Here is a 16,483-nt window from a genome sequence, read left to right as displayed (position 1 = left end):
GTCGCTTCGATCATCGAGTAATTAGATTTGTGCAGGAGCGTCTCTCCGGAGGCGCTCCGCGTAACAAGGAACAGATCAAATGAACGGTCAAAACATCCGCATTCGCCTCAAGGCGTTTGATCATCGGATCCTTGACGCTTCGACGCGGGAAATCGTGTCGACTGCCAAGCGTACCGGTGCCAACGTGCGCGGACCGATCCCACTTCCAACGCGGATCGAAAAGTTCACAGTAAACCGGTCGCCGCACATCGATAAGAAGAGCCGCGAACAGTTCGAGATGCGCACGCACAAGCGTCTTCTCGATATCGTTGACCCAACCCCGCAGACAGTTGATGCGCTGATGAAGCTTGATCTGTCCGCCGGTGTTGATGTCGAGATCAAGCTTTAATCGGCTTGAGGACGGAAGGAACGAACCCGATGCGTTCAGGTGTTATTGCACAAAAGCTGGGCATGACCCGCGTCTATAACGACGCCGGTGAACATGTACCAGTAACAGTTCTCCGCATGGAAGACTGCCACGTGGTAGCTCAGCGTACAGTTGAAAAAAACGGTTATACGGCCGTTCAGCTTGGCGTTGGACTTGCCAAGGTAAAGAACACGACCAAGGCTCTGCGCGGTCATTTCGCGAAGGCTGAAGTCGAGCCTAAGGCGAAAGTTGCGGAATTCCGCGTTTCGCCGGATAACCTTCTTGAAGTTGGCTCGGAAATTCTTGCCGAGCATTTCGTCGCCGGCCAGAAGGTCGACGTGACGGGCACTTCGATCGGTAAAGGTTTTGCCGGTGTTATGAAGCGTCATAACTTTGCTGGTCATCGTGCTTCGCACGGTAACTCAGTTACCCACCGCGCTCACGGCTCGACCGGTCAGCGTCAGGATCCGGGTAAGGTGTTCAAGGGCAAGAAGATGGCTGGTCACATGGGTCAAACCCGCGTGACAACTCAGAACATCGAAGTTGTCTCTACAGATAGCGATCGTGGCCTTATTCTGGTTCGCGGCGCGGTTCCTGGCTCCAAGGGTGCCTGGATCCTCGTTCGTGATGCAGTCAAGGTATCGCTGCCTGAGAATGCACCTAAGCCGGCTGCCCTGCGTTCAAGCGCAAACAATGCAGCTGCGGATGCAGTCGCGACTGAGGGAGCCGAATAATGGATCTCACGATTACAACTCTTGAAGGCAAGGATGCCGGCAAGGTCAAGCTGAACGAAGATATCTTCGGCCTCGACCCACGCGACGACATTCTTCAGCGCGTCGTGCGCTGGCAGCTGGCTCGCCGCCAGCAGGGCTCTCATGACGCCAAGGGCCGTAGCGACATTAGCCGCACCGGTTCGAAGATGTACAAGCAGAAGGGTACGGGCCGCGCTCGTCACCATTCGGCTCGTGCACCGCAGTTCCGCGGCGGCGGTCAGGCTCACGGACCAGTTGTCCGTACGCATGATCACGATCTGCCGAAGAAGGTTCGTGCTCTTGGTCTTCGTCACGCTTTGTCTGCAAAGGCAAAGGCTTCGGACCTGATCATCATCGATGATCTGGCTTCCAAGGAAGCAAAGACGAAGGAACTCGTGTCGCAGTTCGCCAAGCTCGGTCTGCAGAATGCACTCCTTATCGGTGGTGCTGAGATCGATGTGAACTTCCAGCGCGCTGCTTCGAACATTCCGAACATCGACGTTCTGCCAGTGCAGGGCATCAATGTTTACGACATTCTGCGTCGTGGCAAGCTCGTGCTTTCCAAGGCAGCTGTCGAAGCACTCGAGGAGCGTTTTAAATGACCGATCTTCGCCACTACGACGTGATCGTCAGCCCTGTCATTACTGAGAAGTCGACCCTTGTTTCCGAACATAATCAGGTTGTCTTCAACGTAGCTCGCAAGGCGACGAAGCCGGAAATCAAGGCTGCAATCGAGGCGCTTTTCGGCGTCAAGGTAAAGGCCGTTAACACCACTGTGCGCAAAGGCAAAGTGAAGCGGTTCCGCGGCATTGTCGGGCGCCAGAGCGATGTCAAGAAAGCGATCGTTACTTTGGCTGAAGGTCAGAGCATCGACGTTTCGACAGGTCTCTGAGAGGCCATGGAGTAAAGACAATGGCACTCAAGCACTTTAATCCGACCACGCCAGGCCAGCGTCAGCTGGTCATCGTGGACCGTTCGGAACTCTACAAGGGCAAGCCGGTCAAGTCATTGACCGAAGGTCTGTCCAAGAAGGGTGGCCGTAACAACACCGGTCGTATCACTGTTCGCTTTCAGGGCGGCGGTCACAAGCGTTCTTACCGTTTCATCGACTTCAAGCGTCGCAAGCATGACGTTGTCGGTACGGTTGAACGTCTGGAATACGATCCAAACCGCACCGCGTTTATCGCGCTGATCCGCTACGAAGACGGCGAGCTGAGCTACATTCTGGCTCCGCAGCGTCTGGCAGCCGGCGACAAGGTCATTTCTGGCCAGTCCGTCGACGTTAAGCCAGGTAACGCAATGCCGCTTTCGTCTATGCCAGTTGGTACCATCATCCACAACGTGGAGATGAAGCCAGGCAAGGGCGGTCAGATTGCTCGTTCGGCTGGTGCATATGCACAGCTCGTTGGTCGTGACCAGGGTATGGCTATCCTGCGTCTGAACTCCGGTGAACAGCGTCTGGTTTCCGGTGCATGCTTTGCAACGGTTGGCGCAGTATCCAATCCAGAGCATAGCAACATCAATGACGGTAAGGCCGGTCGTTCGGTCTGGCGCGGTAAGCGTCCACACGTTCGCGGTGTTGCAATGAACCCAGTTGACCACCCGCATGGTGGTGGTGAAGGCCGCACTTCTGGTGGTCGTCATCCGGTTACGCCTTGGGGCAAGCCTACGAAGGGTAAAAAGACCCGTTCGAACAAGGCAACCGATAAGTTCATCATGCGTTCGCGTCATCAGCGCAAGAAGTAAGAGAGGTAGTCTGAAGTGGCTCGTTCAGTTTGGAAAGGTCCGTTCGTCGATGGCTATCTTCTCAAGAAAGCTGAGAAGGTACGCGAGGGCGGTCGTAGTGAAGTCATCAAGATGTGGAGCCGTCGCTCCACTATCTTGCCGCAGTTCGTTGGCCTGACTTTCGGTGTATATAACGGTAACAAGCATGTTCCCGTATCGATCTCCGAAGAAATGGTTGGACACAAGTTCGGTGAATTCGCGCCGACACGTACCTATTACGGTCACGGCGCGGACAAGAAGGCAAAGAGGAAGTAACGATGGGCAAGGCCAAGGCTCCCCGCCAGCTTAAGGATAACGAGGCGAAAGCCGTCGCCCGTACGCTTCGCGTCAGCCCGCAGAAGCTTAATCTTGTCGCTGCATTGATTCGCGGCAAGAAAGTCAACGCGGCACTTGCTGATCTGACGTTCTCGCGCAAGCGGATCGCGGAAACAGTGAAAAAGACGCTCGAATCGGCTATCGCCAACGCTGAGAACAATCATGATCTCGATGTTGACGCGCTGATCGTTGCTGAAGCTTATGTCGGCAAATCTATTGTCATGAAGCGTTTCCACGTTCGTGGACGTGGTAAGGCAAGCCGCATCGAAAAGCCGTTTTCGCATCTCACCATTGTTGTCCGCGAAGTTGCGGAAAAAGGGGAGGCCGCATAATGGGCCAGAAGATTAATCCGATCGGTTTTCGTCTCGGCATCAACCGCACCTGGGATTCGCGTTGGTACGCGAATACCGGTGAGTACGGCAAGCTGCTGCATGAAGACGTAAAGATCCGTGAGTATCTTAAGAGCGAACTCAAGCAGGCTGCGATCTCCAAGATCGTAATCGAGCGTCCGCACAAGAAGTGCCGCGTGACGATCCACTCGGCTCGCCCGGGTATCATCATCGGCAAGAAGGGTGCAGACATCGAAAAGCTTCGCAAGAAGCTTTCCGAGATGACGAATTCCGATACGTCCCTCAATATTGTTGAAGTTCGTAAGCCGGAAGTCGACGCTACGCTGATCGCTCAGTCGATCGCGCAGCAGCTCGAACGCCGTGTGGCATTCCGTCGCGCCATGAAGCGTGCCGTTCAGTCGGCAATGCGTCTCGGTGCCGAAGGTATCCGTATCAACTGCTCCGGTCGTCTGGGCGGCGCTGAAATCGCACGTATGGAATGGTATCGCGAAGGTCGCGTTCCGCTTCACACGCTGCGTGCTGATATCGACTACGGTACAGCAGAAGCGCAGACCGCTTACGGCATCTGCGGCGTGAAGGTTTGGGTATTCAAGGGCGAGATCCTTGAGCATGATCCAATGGCTTCCGAACGTCGTGCGGTTGAGGGTGACAATCAGGGTTCCCAGCAGAACCGCCGCCGCGAAAACGCTTGATAAAGCGGGTCGCGGGCGAGAAAATTGGAGTAGAGAACAATGATGCAGCCTAAGCGCACCAAGTTCCGTAAGCAGTTCAAGGGCCGTATCCACGGCAACTCGAAGGGCGGTACGGATCTTAATTTCGGTGCATTCGGTTTGAAGGCAGTAGAGCCTGACCGCGTCACGGCACGACAGATCGAAGCGGCTCGCCGCGCGATCACCCGTCACATGAAACGTGCGGGTCGTGTATGGATCCGTATCTTCCCGGATCTGCCAGTTACATCTAAGCCTACCGAAGTCCGTATGGGTAAAGGTAAGGGTTCAGTTGACTACTGGGCATGCCGCGTGGCACCAGGCCGTGTAATGTTTGAGCTTGACGGCGTACCCGAAGATGTGGCACGCGAAGCCTTAAGACTCGGCGCTGCAAAGTTGTCGGTCAAGACGCGCTTCATTCAGCGCATCGCAGAGTAAGAGAGGCAGTCATGAAAGCCGCAGACGTTCGGGCGAAAAGCCTCGATCAGATCAACGATGAGTTGGGCGCACTGAAGAAAGAGCAGTTTAATCTGCGCTTCCAGAAGGCAACCGGCCAGCTCGAAAAAACCGCGCGTGTGAAACAGGTTCGCCGTGACATTGCGCGTATTAAGACCATCGCCCGCCAGAAGGCGGCCGAAAGCAAGGCATAAGGAACAAGTATAATGCCTAAACGCGTTCTGCAGGGCGTTGTCGTCAGCGACAAAAGCGATAAGACTGTTGTGGTTAAGGTTGAGCGCCGCTATTCGCATCCGCTCCTCCAGAAGACCATTCGTCAGTCTAAGAAGTATAAGGCGCATGACGAAAACAACCAGTTCAAGATTGGCGATCAGGTTTCCATCGAGGAATCAAAGCCAATTTCGAAGGACAAACGCTGGGTCGTTCTTTCGAACGAAGTAGCGGGCTAAATTACAAACACGCAGCTTAGGTAGGGCAGGAGCCCTTAACCAGCTGAAGGAAAAGAAGGCGGCCAGTCATGATTCAGATGCAAACAAACCTCGACGTGGCGGATAACTCCGGCGCACGTCGTGTCATGTGCATCAAGGTGCTGGGCGGCTCGAAGCGGCGTTACGCTTCCGTGGGAGACATCATTGTGGTGTCGATCAAGGAAGCTATTCCGCGCGGCCGCGTCAAAAAGGGTGATGTGATGAAGGCGGTGGTCGTACGGACCGCCAAGGACATCCGTCGTCCGGACGGCAGCGTAATTCGTTTTGATAACAACGCAGCTGTTCTCATCGATAATAAGAAAGAGCCTATCGGTACGCGTATCTTCGGACCGGTTCCACGCGAACTTCGCGCGAAGAGCCACATGAAGATCATCTCGCTGGCTCCGGAAGTTCTGTAAGGAAGCAAGACGATGCAAAAGATTCGCAAAGGCGACAGCGTTGTCGTGCTGTCCGGTAAGGACAAAGGCCGCACAGGCGAAGTTCTTCAGGTTATGCCTAAGGACGAAAAAGCACTGGTTCGTGGCATTAATGTTGTAAAGCGCCATCAGCGCCAGACACAGACTCAGGAAGCCGGCATTATCTCCAAGGAAGCGCCGATCCATTTGTCTAACCTGGCAATTGCTGATCCTAAGGACGGCAAGCCGACTCGCGTTGGTTTCCGCGTTGAGGACGGCAAGAAGGTTCGTGTCGCAAAACGTTCTGGAGCGCTGATCAATGGCTGAAGCAAAGGCACTTCCACGCTTCAAGAAGATTTATCAGGACACAATCCGTAAAGCTCTTCTTGAAGAATTCAAATACGACAACGAGATGCAGATTCCACGCATCACCAAAGTTGTCCTGAATATGGGCGTAGGCGAAGCAACTGGCGACTCTAAGAAGCCAACTGTTGCTGCAGCAGATCTGGCCTTGATTGCCGGACAGAAGGCTGTCATTACTCGCGCCCGTAATTCGATCGCAACTTTCAAGTTGCGTGAAGACATGCCAATCGGTACGAAGGTCACTCTTCGTGCGGACCGCATGTACGAATTCCTTGATCGCCTGATCACGATTGCGCTTCCACGCGTTCGAGATTTCCGTGGTCTGAATCCGAAGAGCTTTGACGGTCGTGGCAACTTTGCCATGGGTGTTAAGGAACACATCGTGTTTCCAGAAATCAACTACGATAAAGTTGATCAGATCTGGGGCATGGACATCATCGTTTGCACGACCGCTAAGACGGATGATGAAGCCCGCGCTCTTCTGCGCGCCTTCAACTTCCCATTCCGGCAGTAACGGCAAGCGTAGCGAGGTATAATAATATGGCCAAGACTAGCGCAGTCGAAAACAATAAGCGCCGCGAAAAGTTGGTTAAGCGTCATGCTGAAAAGCGTGCACGCCTGAAGGCGATCGTAATGGATCAGAGCCTTCCGCTGGATGAGCGTTTCCGCGCTTCTATTCAGCTCGCCGAACTGCCGCGCAATTCCGCTAAGGTTCGTATTCGCAATCGTTGCGAAATTTCGGGTCGTCCGCGTGGTTATTACCGTAAACTGAAGATGTCGCGTATTGCGCTTCGCCAGTTGGGTTCGCTCGGACAGATTCCGGGCATAGTTAAGTCGAGCTGGTAAGGAGTAGCATATGTCTGTGTCAGATCCTATCGGCGATATGCTGACCCGTATTCGTAACGCAGTAGGCCGCAAGAAGACCAAGGTTTCGACCCCGGCTTCTAAGCTGCGCGCTCGCGTTCTTGATGTCCTTCAGTCTGAAGGCTACATCCGCGGATACACGCAGAGTGAATTCGTGAACGGCAAAGCCGAGATCGAAATCGAACTGAAGTACTATGAAGGCGTTCCAGTCATTCGTGAACTGACCCGCGTTTCGAAGCCAGGCCGTCGCGTTTACGTGTCGGTCAAGTCGATCCCGCAGGTTGCGAATGGTCTTGGCATCTCGATCCTCTCCACACCTAAGGGTGTAATGGCGGATCATGAAGCCCGTGAACAAAACGTTGGTGGTGAGCTGCTCTGCCGCATCTTCTGATGCGGCTGACAGTGAACAGATAGAAGACAGGTATAAAAATGTCTCGTATCGGTAAAAAACCCGTGCCGGTCCCGGCAGGCGTGACCGCCAGTGTTGATGGGCAGATCGTCAAGGCTAAGGGCGCGAAAGGCGAATTGTCTTTCGTGGTGCACGATGAAGTTCTGGTTAAGCTCGAAGACGGCGCTATAAGCGTCGATCCTCGTGACCAGTCCAAAGAAGCTCGCTCCAAGTGGGGCATGTCGCGTTCGATGATCGTTAACATCTTCGAAGGCGTCGAAAAGGGCTTTGAAAAGAAGCTTGAGATTAGCGGCGTTGGTTATCGTGCTGCTATGCAGGGCAAGAATGTCCAGCTCTCGCTCGGCTTCAGTCATGAAGTGATCTATGACGTGCCTGCTGGCATCACTGTTGCCGTACCAAAGCCGACGGAAATCGTCGTCACTGGTATCGACAAGCAACAGGTCGGTCAGGTTGCGGCTGAGATCCGCGAATATCGCGGCCCCGAGCCTTACAAGGGCAAGGGCGTCAAGTATGCTGGCGAAAAAATCGTCCGCAAAGAAGGCAAGAAGAAGTAAGGGAAGCGCGTCATGGCATCGCCAAAAGAAACTTTGCAGCGTCGCGCTGCTCGTGTACGCCGTCAGGTCAAGGCCGTCGCAAACGGCCGTCCACGTCTCAGCGTGCACCGCTCTTCCAAGAACATCTACGTTCAGGTTATCGATGACGTTCGCGGTGTTACCATCGCAGCAGCATCGACACTTGATGGCGATCTGAAGGGCCAGCTCAAGACCGGCGCCGACTCTGCAGCAGCTGCTGCAGTAGGCAAACTGGTTGCAGAGCGTGCCGTTAAAGCAGGCGTCAGTGAAGTAGTGTTCGATCGTGGTGCATTTATTTACCACGGTCGTGTGAAGGCCCTCGCCGAAGCTGCCCGCGAAGGCGGACTGAGCTTCTAATATTTTGTGCTTCCGGAAAATAATAAAGGAATAGGATATGGCACAGAGAGAACGTAACCGCGAGGATCGCGGTCGTGAGGAGCGTGACAGCGAATTCGTTGACAAGCTCGTTCACATTAACCGCGTTGCCAAGGTCGTCAAGGGTGGCCGTCGCTTCGGTTTCGCCGCGCTCGTCGTGGTTGGAGACCAGAAGGGTCGCGTAGGCTTCGGTCATGGTAAGGCACGTGAAGTGCCTGAAGCGATCCGTAAGGCTACAGAAGCTGCCAAGCGCGATATGATTTTCGTACCACTGCGTTCGGGTCGTACACTGCATCACGATGTGCAGGGTCGTCACGGCGCTGGCAAGGTTCTGCTTCGTGCAGCTCCTGCTGGTAAGGGCATCATTGCTGGTGGTCCTATGCGTGCTGTGTTCGAAACGCTTGGCGTTCAGGACGTTGTTGCTAAGTCGCTCGGCTCGTCGAACCCTTACAACATGGTTCGTGCAACCTTTGACGCTCTGAAGCATCAGATGCATCCAAAGGACATTGCTGCACAGCGCGGCATCAAGTACTCGACCCTTCAGGCTCGTCGCCATGATGTGGTCGGTTCGGAAGAATAGCCGATAGTTTGTGCCAGTCCGGTGCATCAGCACCGGATACGCCATAGACAAGGGATTTGAGTGATGGCTGAGAAGAAGGGTAAGACGGTTACGGTCGAACAGATCGGAAGCCCTATCCGTCGTCCAGCCGAACAGCGTGCAACGCTGATCGGACTCGGACTTAACAAAATGCACCGCCGCCGCACGCTGGAGGATACTCCTTCAGTTCGTGGTATGATCGCCAAGGTTCAGCATCTCGTCCGCGTTGTGGACGAGGCTTGATAACGCAGGGGATAGAGACATGAAACTCAACGATCTGCGTGACAAACCAGGTTCGATCAAAGCGCGTAAGCGCGTCGGCCGTGGTATCGGCTCCGGCACCGGCAAGACCGCTGGCCGCGGCGTCAAGGGACAGAAGTCCCGTTCTGGCGTAGCGATCAACGGCTTTGAAGGCGGCCAGATGCCAATCTACCGTCGTCTGCCAAAGCGCGGCTTCACGAACATCTTTGCAAAGAGCTTCAACACCGTTTCGCTTGGTCGCGTTCAGACCGCGATTGATGCTGGTAAGCTTGATGCCAAGGCTGTTGTGAACCTGGATACGCTGAAAGCTGCTGGTGTGATTCGTCGCGCCAAAGACGGCGTCCGTATTCTTTCGGACGGTGAATTGAAGGCTAAGGTAGCTTTCGAGGTTGCTGGAGCTTCCAAGGCTGCGATCGAAAAGATCGAAAAGGCCGGCGGCAGCATCAAGCTTCCCGAAGCCGCTGCTGAATAAGACTTCGATATACAAAATAAAAAGCGGCGGCCCTAGTGCCGCCGCTTGCACCTTTATGCCAATGCGCATATCTGGGTAGGGTCTTCTTTGTCTGAGGGTACGGGTCTCAGGGATTCGTGTCGGCAGAGGGGGAGGGCCGGAGACTTTTCACCGGAGAAATTTAATGGCATCGGCTGCTGAACAGCTAGTTTCCAATCTCAATTTTTCGGCTTTCTCGAAGGCTGAAGAACTCAAGAAGCGTATCTGGTTCACATTGGGCGCTCTGCTCGTGTACCGGTTTGGAACATATATTCCGCTTCCCGGGATCAATCCTGAAGCGCTTGCGCAGGCATTCCAGCAGCATAGCCAGGGTGTTCTTGGGCTTTTCAACATGTTTGCCGGTGGCGCTGTTGGTCGTATGGCCATTTTCGCGCTTGGTATCATGCCCTACATTTCCGCTTCCATCATCGTGCAGCTCATGACGTCGGTCGTTCCGACCCTTGAAGCGCTGAAGAAGGAAGGCGAGTCGGGCCGCAAGATCATCAATCAGTATACGCGTTACGGTACAGTGCTTCTCGCACTGGTGCAGGCTTACGCAATTTCTGTTGGTCTTCAGTCGGGTAACGGCATCGTTACAAATCCTGGACCAATGTTCCTGGTTTCGTCGGTCATCACGCTTGTTGGTGGTACGATGTTCCTGATGTGGCTCGGTGAGCAGATCACGGCACGCGGTATCGGTAACGGTATTTCGCTTATTATCTTCGCCGGTATTGTCGCAAACCTTCCACACGCTATTTCCGGTACGCTGGAACTGGGCCGCACGGGCGCTCTGTCCACTGGTCTGATCCTCGGCGTTATCGTTCTGGCTATCGCGCTTATTGCGATCATCGTCTTTGTAGAACGTGCGCAGCGTCGCCTTCTGATCCAGTATCCGAAGCGCCAGGTTGGCAACCGCATGTTCCAGGGCGATACATCGCATCTGCCGCTCAAGCTGAACACTGCTGGTGTTATCCCGCCGATCTTTGCTTCGTCGCTTCTGCTTTTGCCTGCGACTGTTGCAGGTTTCGCAAATACGGCTGAAATGCCGGCCTGGGGTACGACCATTCTCAATGCTCTCGGTCATGGTCAGCCGCTTTACATGCTGTTCTATGCCGGGTTGATGGCATTCTTCTGCTTCTTCTATACGGCCATCGTGTTCAATCCCAAGGACACGGCTGACCAGCTCAAGAAGCATTCCGGCTTTATTCCGGGTATCCGCCCGGGTGAACGTACAGCGGAATATATAGACTATGTGTTGACACGCATTACGGTTGTCGGCGCCATATATATTGTGCTTGTCTGTCTTCTGCCGGAATTCCTGATTTCCGCGACTGGTGTACCATTCTATCTAGGCGGTACTTCGCTGCTGATCGTGGTCAGCGTGACACTCGACACGGTTGCGCAAATTCAGGGACATCTTGTTGCCCATCAGTATGAAGGGTTGATCAAGAAGTCCAAACTCAGAGGTGGGAAACGTAGTAAATGAGACTGATACTTCTTGGGCCGCCCGGAGCAGGTAAGGGGACGCAGGCTGGACTTCTTACCAAGAAGCATGGAATACCACAGCTTTCGACGGGCGATATGCTGCGTGCAGCAGTCGCTCAGCAAAGCGAGATCGGGAAGCGCGCCAAGGCCGTTATGGACGCGGGTCAGCTGGTTTCCGACGAGATTGTAAATCAGATCGTATCGGAGCGCATTGATGCGCCGGATTGCGCAGCAGGTTTTATTCTCGACGGTTACCCTCGTACTGTGCCTCAAGCGCAGGCACTTGGCGAAATGCTCGTTGGTAAAGGTCTCAAGCTTGATGCAGTCATCGAGCTGAAGGTCGATGAGAATGCATTGGTCAGCCGGATGGAGAACCGGGTGGCTGAAACGATTGCAAAGGGTGGTCAGGTTCGTTCTGACGACAATCCGGAAGCATTCCGCAAGCGTCTCGTTGAGTATCGCGAAAAGACATCGCCGCTTTCCAACTATTATGCTGGAACCGGTGAACTCCGGGTCATCAATGGTATGGCCCCGGTGGAAGAAGTTACTGTCGAAATCGAGAGAATTCTCGTTCCGGCATAGAGCGCGGAGTGCGCCCGTCCGGGCGCATAAAGGATGCTCTCAGAGTTTAAAATTTAGGCATGATTTTTCCTCAAACTGCTTATGGCTTGAGGGATTTTGCCGAAGGCTTTTAAAGCCACTTAGGAATTGCGGACAGGAAAGCATTTTATGTTTTTCTGTCCGCTTATCGCTTTCAAAAGTTGCTTTTAATGTCTGCGAAGTTGCTTTGGCATCTTTACGGACAGTTAAGAGTTGACTTTTTCGGGCGATTCCGTCAAAGACTGCGCCACTTCAATGGTTTTTGAATGGTCGGCTGCGGCGGAAATTGAAAAAGGCCGTTGCCGGTCAATTTATGCTGTCTCGGGGATAAGTCCCTTAGATGGAATTTATTACAACTCAAGGAGAACAGACGTGGCACGTATCGCTGGCGTCAACATCCCGACGAACAAGCGCGTTGTTATTGCGCTTCAGTACATCCACGGGATTGGACCGAAATTTGCTCGGCAGATCGTAACGAAAGTTGGCATTGCTGACGATCGTCGCGTTAACCAGCTGTCGGATGCTGAAGTACTTCAGATCCGTGAAGCAATCGATGCTGACTACCGGGTCGAAGGTGACCTGCGTCGTGAAGTTTCGATGAATATCAAGCGCCTGATGGACCTTGGCTGCTACCGCGGTCTGCGTCATCGTCGTTCGCTGCCGGTTCGCGGCCAGCGTACGCATACCAATGCACGTACCCGTAAGGGTCCTGCAAAGGCTATCGCAGGTAAGAAGAAGTAATATCGACGGAACGTTTTCGTTCCGTCGGACTCAGCCGGTGCGCCGGTCGGGTTCGGTGCTGGTCCTTGAGCTTGTCTTCAATGGGCCGGTGTAGCCGCTGGAACTACGGCGGTGTAGAGATCGATTTGAGAGGACTATTATGGCTAAGGAAGCCCAGCGCGTTCGCCGCCGCGAACGTAAAAACATTTCGTCGGGCGTTGCCCACGTAAATTCGACGTTTAACAACACCATGATTACCATCACGGACGCACAGGGCAATGCAATTGCCTGGTCTTCGGCAGGTGCTCAGGGTTTCAAGGGTTCGCGTAAGTCGACCCCGTTTGCCGCACAGATCGCTGCTGAAGATTGCGCCAAGAAGGCACAAGAACATGGCATGCGCTCCCTCGAAGTCGAGGTTTGCGGACCGGGTTCAGGTCGTGAATCTGCGCTGCGCGCCCTTCAGGCTGCCGGCTTTGTGATCACGTCGATCCGCGATGTTACGCCGATCCCGCACAATGGCTGCCGTCCGCGCAAGAAGCGCCGGGTCTGATTTTCGTTTATATGCCGCATGAGCCCCGGACTTAGGTCAAATTAATTCCGGGGTTCCTCTGCGGTTCTTCACAAGATCGCTACGATAGGATGGTAGCGACAGTTGATAGAGGAAAACCACATGATCCAGAAGAACTGGCAGGAACTGATCAAGCCGAACAAGGTGGAATTCAACACCAACGGCTCCCGCACGCTCGCTACCGTCGTCGCTGAACCGCTGGAACGCGGTTTTGGTCTGACGCTCGGTAACGCACTGCGTCGCGTGCTTCTGTCGTCGCTGCGCGGCGCTGCTGTAACCGCCATTCAGATTGATGGCGTTCTGCATGAATTCTCTTCCATTCCGGGTGTCCGCGAAGACACCACGGATATCGTTCTGAACGTCAAGGAAATCGCCATCCGTATGGAAGGTGAAGGCCCGAAGCGCATGGTTGTCCGCAAGGAAGGCCCGGGCGTTGTTACGGCTGGTGACATTCAGACTGTTGGCGATGTCGAGATTCTTAACCCGGATCACGTCATCTGCACGCTGGATGAAGGCGCTGAAATCCGCATGGAATTCACCGTCAACACCGGTAAGGGCTATGTGCCTGCCGACCGTAATCGTGCGGAAGATGCTCCAATCGGTCTTATTCCGGTTGATAGCCTTTATTCGCCGATCCGCAAGGTATCGTACAAGATTGAGAACACCCGTGAAGGTCAGGTTCTCGATTACGACAAGCTGACGCTCAACATCGAAACCAACGGTTCCGTGAGCGGTGAAGATGCAGTTGCTTATGCAGCGCGCATTCTTCAGGACCAGCTCGCGGTCTTCGTCAACTTCGAAGAGCCACAGAAAGAAGCTCCGCAGGAACAGGTTGCGGAACTGGCTTTCAATCCGGCTCTGCTTAAGAAGGTGGACGAGCTCGAATTGTCGGTACGTTCGGCAAACTGCCTGAAGAACGACAACATCGTCTACATCGGCGATCTGATCCAGAAGACGGAAGCCGAGATGTTGCGGACTCCGAATTTCGGCCGCAAGTCGCTCAACGAGATCAAGGAAGTTCTGGCATCGATGGGTCTCCATCTCGGTATGGAAATCCCAGCCTGGCCGCCAGAAAACATCGAAGATCTCGCCAAGCGCTACGAAGACCAATATTAAGACCGGCATATCCCGGTACGTTACGAATTAAAGGAGAAGGCCATGCGCCACGGTAATGGACAGCGTAAGCTGAACCGCACTGCCTCGCATCGCAAGGCAATGTTCGCCAACATGGCGGCTTCGCTCATCGAGCATGAACAGATTGTGACCACGCTTCCTAAAGCTAAGGAAATTCGTCCAATCGTAGAAAAGCTTGTCACCCTCGGCAAGCGCGGTGATCTGCATGCACGTCGTCAGGCGATTTCCGCCATCCGCGACGTCAAGCTGGTTGCTAAGCTGTTCGACACGCTGGCTGCACGTTATGCAACCCGCAATGGCGGCTACATTCGCATCATGAAGGCAGGCTTCCGCACAGGCGACAATGCACCTATGGCAGTTGTCGAATTTGTGGAACGTGACGTCGATGCGAAGGGTAAAGCTGATCGCGCACGCGTTGAAGCTGAAATTGCTGCAGAAGCAGACGCAGCGTAATCTTATTTGACTTAGAGCGACGTGCTCCCTTTGGGCGCACAGAAGATGCTCTGCCAATGAGATTATGTAGCAGTATTAAAAAAGGGCCGCCTCGCGCGGCCCTTTTTTGCATCTAAAGGCATTCTGATCTGATTGCAGTCGTCCACTGATAGTCCTGTCAGAATTCATTACGAAGCTGTAATACGCTTCGCCTTAATCCAGCCCTTTATAGTTGGCCTTGTTACCTCCATATTGCGTGTGATGATCCGGGGAATCGGAAGCTGGTTTAGAGCGCTTCCCGGAAACTGTGAGCCGTTTTCGGAAGAGATGGGCGTAAAACAAATGGTTAGAGCGCCGGTTTGATTTGGTCAGATCGGAAAGCGTGCTAAGGAAACTGGAGTTTGCGAATGAATTGGCGACGTTATGGAATTACGGGTCTGGTTCTTGCTTCGGTCAGTATGGCCACGTTGCCTGTGATCGCTCAAGAAACTGTGGTGCCCGCTCAGGGCAAACAAATCCCGTTAAGTCGTGGTGATATGCAGCTTTCCTTTGCGCCTTTGGTCAAGGAAACGGCACCAGCCGTCGTCAATGTCTATGCAGCTCGGCAGGTGCAGGCGCGTTCACCTTTCGCAGGTGATCCGTTTTTCGAACAGTTTTTTGGCAAACAATTTGGTGGTGGCAAATCGCGAACTGAACAATCGTTGGGTTCAGGCGTCATTGTCGATGCATCGGGTATCGTGATCACGAATAATCACGTCATCAAGGATGCTGATGAGATCAAGGTTGCACTCTCGGATGGCCGCCAGTTTGAGAGCAAGGTTCTGCTGCGCGATGAAACCACTGATCTGGCCGTGCTGAAAATCGATGCCAAGGATCAATTTCCTGTATTGGCTCTTGGAAACTCAGATGAAGTCGAAGTCGGCGATCTGGTTCTGGCGATCGGTAATCCGTTCGGGGTGGGGCAGACGGTGACGAGTGGTATCGTTTCGGCCCAATCACGAACACAGGTCGGGGTTTCAGATTTCGACTTCTTCATTCAGACCGATGCTGCGATCAATCCCGGTAATTCCGGTGGCGGTCTTCTGGATATGCGCGGTCGTCTGATTGGTATCAACACGGCTATTTTCTCGCGGTCTGGTGGTTCGGTGGGCATTGGATTTGCCATTCCGTCAAACATGGTGCGCGCAGTTGTTGATGCCGCGTTGAGCGGCAGTTCAAGTTTTGAACGACCATTCATCGGCGCGACCTTCCAGAATATTACGCCCGATGTTGCTGAGAGTCTCGGCATGGACAAGTCGTTCGGTGTGCTTGTAACCGCTGTTAATAAAGGCGGCCCGGCGGAAGAAGCTGGCTTGAAAGTTGGCGATGTCGTCATGGCGGTTCAGGATATCAGGGCCGATAATGTTGATGTGCTTGGTTATCGACTGTCGACTGCGGGTATCGGAAACACAGTTACGCTGGATATCATTCGCAACGGCAAGGACAGCAAATTGCCGGTGAAGCTTGCGAAGGAACCCGAGGCGAAGCCGCAGCAAAAGCAGACAATCACAGGTGATAATCCATTTGAGGGTGCTGTGGTTGAAGAGCTTACTCCGTCGATGGCTTCCAAGATGCAGCTGCGTGATGGAGCACGCGGTGTCATCGTTACAGACGTCGTTCTTAACTCGCAAGCAGCGCGATTTGGTCTCCGTCAACGCGACATTATTCGCGGTATCAACGGCAATCCAATCCGTACCATTAATGATCTGACTGCTGCGTTAAACAGTGGACGCGGTTTGGCGTGGCGGCTAGAGGTGGAACGCAATGGCGCGTTGATCCGCCAGTTTGTGCGCTAGAGCGCACCATAACCGAAAACCTTCTTACACCTTTCGGGATGTGCTCTAATATCACTTCCCAAACAGTTGCATGTCGTTTCAGGCGGTACTATGCCTGAAACGACATTTGTTTTTAGGCATTGA

General features: G+C 53.8%; 28 protein-coding genes. All 28 read left to right on the top strand.

Annotated features, from left to right (window positions below):
• The first annotated feature begins 79 nt into the window (after positions 1-79).
• The 28 genes from rpsJ (at position 80) to CEV32_RS12495 (ending at position 16,360) form a co-directional block, all read left to right on the top strand.
• Complete coding sequence (gene rpsJ / locus CEV32_RS12630; RefSeq protein WP_002964363.1) at positions 80-388, top strand: 30S ribosomal protein S10; 309 nt, start codon at positions 80-82, stop codon at positions 386-388.
• A 29-nt stretch (positions 389-417) separates the two neighbouring features.
• Positions 418-1,140 (top strand): 50S ribosomal protein L3, encoded by a 723-nt coding sequence (gene rplC, locus CEV32_RS12625; RefSeq protein ID WP_007875345.1) that lies wholly within the window; start codon positions 418-420, stop codon positions 1,138-1,140.
• Positions 1,140-1,760 carry a 50S ribosomal protein L4 gene (rplD, locus tag CEV32_RS12620; protein ID WP_094577443.1) on the top strand — a complete coding sequence of 207 codons (621 nt, stop codon included), beginning with the start codon at positions 1,140-1,142 and terminating at the stop codon, positions 1,758-1,760. The genes rplC and rplD overlap by 1 nt, the downstream gene beginning before the upstream one ends.
• Positions 1,757-2,050, top strand: a complete 294-nt coding sequence (locus CEV32_RS12615) for a 50S ribosomal protein L23 (protein ID WP_007875343.1) — start codon at positions 1,757-1,759, stop codon at positions 2,048-2,050. Before rplD ends, CEV32_RS12615 begins: the two co-directional genes overlap by 4 nt.
• 20 nt (positions 2,051-2,070) lie before the next feature.
• On the top strand, positions 2,071-2,904 hold the full coding sequence (gene rplB / locus CEV32_RS12610; protein WP_094577442.1) for a 50S ribosomal protein L2: 834 nt from the start codon (positions 2,071-2,073) through the stop codon (positions 2,902-2,904).
• Positions 2,905-2,919: 15 nt separating this feature from the next.
• Entirely contained in the window at positions 2,920-3,198 is a 279-nt protein-coding gene (rpsS, locus tag CEV32_RS12605; RefSeq protein WP_007875339.1) for a 30S ribosomal protein S19, read from the top strand.
• 2 nt (positions 3,199-3,200) lie between these two features.
• Positions 3,201-3,590: a 50S ribosomal protein L22 gene (gene rplV, locus CEV32_RS12600; protein ID WP_007875336.1), complete on the top strand. Its 390-nt coding sequence runs from the start codon at positions 3,201-3,203 to the stop codon at positions 3,588-3,590.
• Entirely contained in the window at positions 3,590-4,300 is a 711-nt protein-coding gene (gene rpsC / locus CEV32_RS12595) for a 30S ribosomal protein S3 (RefSeq protein WP_024897014.1), read from the top strand. Before rplV ends, rpsC begins: the two co-directional genes overlap by 1 nt.
• Before the next feature lie 39 nt (positions 4,301-4,339).
• The gene (gene rplP, locus CEV32_RS12590) at positions 4,340-4,753 is read left to right on the top strand and encodes a 50S ribosomal protein L16 (protein ID WP_094577441.1); all 414 of its coding nucleotides are present in this window, start codon (positions 4,340-4,342) and stop codon (positions 4,751-4,753) included.
• An 11-nt stretch (positions 4,754-4,764) separates the two neighbouring features.
• Entirely contained in the window at positions 4,765-4,965 is a 201-nt protein-coding gene (rpmC, locus tag CEV32_RS12585; RefSeq protein WP_024897016.1) for a 50S ribosomal protein L29, read from the top strand.
• 12 nt (positions 4,966-4,977) lie between these two features.
• On the top strand, positions 4,978-5,220 hold the full coding sequence (gene rpsQ, locus CEV32_RS12580) for a 30S ribosomal protein S17 (protein ID WP_094577440.1): 243 nt from the start codon (positions 4,978-4,980) through the stop codon (positions 5,218-5,220).
• Between the two features lie 68 nt (positions 5,221-5,288).
• Complete coding sequence (gene rplN / locus CEV32_RS12575) at positions 5,289-5,657, top strand: 50S ribosomal protein L14 (protein WP_094577439.1); 369 nt, start codon at positions 5,289-5,291, stop codon at positions 5,655-5,657.
• A gap of 12 nt (positions 5,658-5,669) precedes the next feature.
• Complete coding sequence (rplX, locus tag CEV32_RS12570; RefSeq protein WP_094577438.1) at positions 5,670-5,981, top strand: 50S ribosomal protein L24; 312 nt, start codon at positions 5,670-5,672, stop codon at positions 5,979-5,981.
• Positions 5,974-6,531 carry a 50S ribosomal protein L5 gene (rplE, locus tag CEV32_RS12565; RefSeq protein ID WP_094577437.1) on the top strand — a complete coding sequence of 186 codons (558 nt, stop codon included), beginning with the start codon at positions 5,974-5,976 and terminating at the stop codon, positions 6,529-6,531. The genes rplX and rplE overlap by 8 nt, the downstream gene beginning before the upstream one ends.
• 26 nt (positions 6,532-6,557) lie before the next feature.
• Entirely contained in the window at positions 6,558-6,863 is a 306-nt protein-coding gene (gene rpsN, locus CEV32_RS12560) for a 30S ribosomal protein S14 (protein WP_094577436.1), read from the top strand.
• Between the two features lie 10 nt (positions 6,864-6,873).
• Complete coding sequence (gene rpsH, locus CEV32_RS12555) at positions 6,874-7,272, top strand: 30S ribosomal protein S8 (RefSeq protein WP_007875325.1); 399 nt, start codon at positions 6,874-6,876, stop codon at positions 7,270-7,272.
• 38 nt (positions 7,273-7,310) lie between these two features.
• Positions 7,311-7,844 (top strand): 50S ribosomal protein L6, encoded by a 534-nt coding sequence (gene rplF / locus CEV32_RS12550; RefSeq protein ID WP_094577435.1) that lies wholly within the window; start codon positions 7,311-7,313, stop codon positions 7,842-7,844.
• Positions 7,845-7,856: 12 nt separating this feature from the next.
• Positions 7,857-8,219, top strand: a complete 363-nt coding sequence (gene rplR, locus CEV32_RS12545; protein ID WP_094577434.1) for a 50S ribosomal protein L18 — start codon at positions 7,857-7,859, stop codon at positions 8,217-8,219.
• 37 nt (positions 8,220-8,256) lie between these two features.
• Positions 8,257-8,817: a 30S ribosomal protein S5 gene (gene rpsE, locus CEV32_RS12540; protein ID WP_024897023.1), complete on the top strand. Its 561-nt coding sequence runs from the start codon at positions 8,257-8,259 to the stop codon at positions 8,815-8,817.
• A 63-nt stretch (positions 8,818-8,880) separates the two neighbouring features.
• Entirely contained in the window at positions 8,881-9,078 is a 198-nt protein-coding gene (gene rpmD, locus CEV32_RS12535; protein ID WP_007875314.1) for a 50S ribosomal protein L30, read from the top strand.
• Between the two features lie 19 nt (positions 9,079-9,097).
• Complete coding sequence (gene rplO / locus CEV32_RS12530) at positions 9,098-9,568, top strand: 50S ribosomal protein L15 (protein ID WP_094577433.1); 471 nt, start codon at positions 9,098-9,100, stop codon at positions 9,566-9,568.
• 163 nt (positions 9,569-9,731) lie between these two features.
• Complete coding sequence (gene secY / locus CEV32_RS12525) at positions 9,732-11,072, top strand: preprotein translocase subunit SecY (RefSeq protein ID WP_094577432.1); 1,341 nt, start codon at positions 9,732-9,734, stop codon at positions 11,070-11,072.
• A complete protein-coding gene (locus CEV32_RS12520; RefSeq protein WP_094577431.1) occupies positions 11,069-11,653 on the top strand; it encodes an adenylate kinase in 585 nt (194 codons plus the stop codon). The genes secY and CEV32_RS12520 overlap by 4 nt, the downstream gene beginning before the upstream one ends.
• A 390-nt stretch (positions 11,654-12,043) precedes the next feature.
• Positions 12,044-12,412, top strand: coding sequence for a 30S ribosomal protein S13 (rpsM, locus tag CEV32_RS12515; RefSeq protein ID WP_094577430.1), 369 nt, complete (start codon positions 12,044-12,046; stop codon positions 12,410-12,412).
• Positions 12,413-12,551: 139 nt separating this feature from the next.
• Positions 12,552-12,941 carry a 30S ribosomal protein S11 gene (gene rpsK / locus CEV32_RS12510; RefSeq protein WP_094577429.1) on the top strand — a complete coding sequence of 130 codons (390 nt, stop codon included), beginning with the start codon at positions 12,552-12,554 and terminating at the stop codon, positions 12,939-12,941.
• A 120-nt stretch (positions 12,942-13,061) separates the two neighbouring features.
• Complete coding sequence (locus CEV32_RS12505; RefSeq protein WP_024897029.1) at positions 13,062-14,075, top strand: DNA-directed RNA polymerase subunit alpha; 1,014 nt, start codon at positions 13,062-13,064, stop codon at positions 14,073-14,075.
• A gap of 42 nt (positions 14,076-14,117) precedes the next feature.
• The gene (gene rplQ, locus CEV32_RS12500; protein WP_094577428.1) at positions 14,118-14,546 is read left to right on the top strand and encodes a 50S ribosomal protein L17; all 429 of its coding nucleotides are present in this window, start codon (positions 14,118-14,120) and stop codon (positions 14,544-14,546) included.
• Positions 14,547-14,932: 386 nt separating this feature from the next.
• Positions 14,933-16,360 carry a DegQ family serine endoprotease gene (locus CEV32_RS12495; protein ID WP_094577427.1) on the top strand — a complete coding sequence of 476 codons (1,428 nt, stop codon included), beginning with the start codon at positions 14,933-14,935 and terminating at the stop codon, positions 16,358-16,360.
• The last annotated feature ends 123 nt before the right edge of the window (positions 16,361-16,483 follow it).

The organism is Brucella rhizosphaerae (genome assembly GCF_002252475.1).
In the GTDB taxonomy this organism is placed as follows: Bacteria; Pseudomonadota; Alphaproteobacteria; order Rhizobiales; family Rhizobiaceae; genus Brucella; species Brucella rhizosphaerae.
Note: the sequence above shows the minus strand (reverse complement) of the source record. Positions and strands in the feature narration are given on the sequence as shown.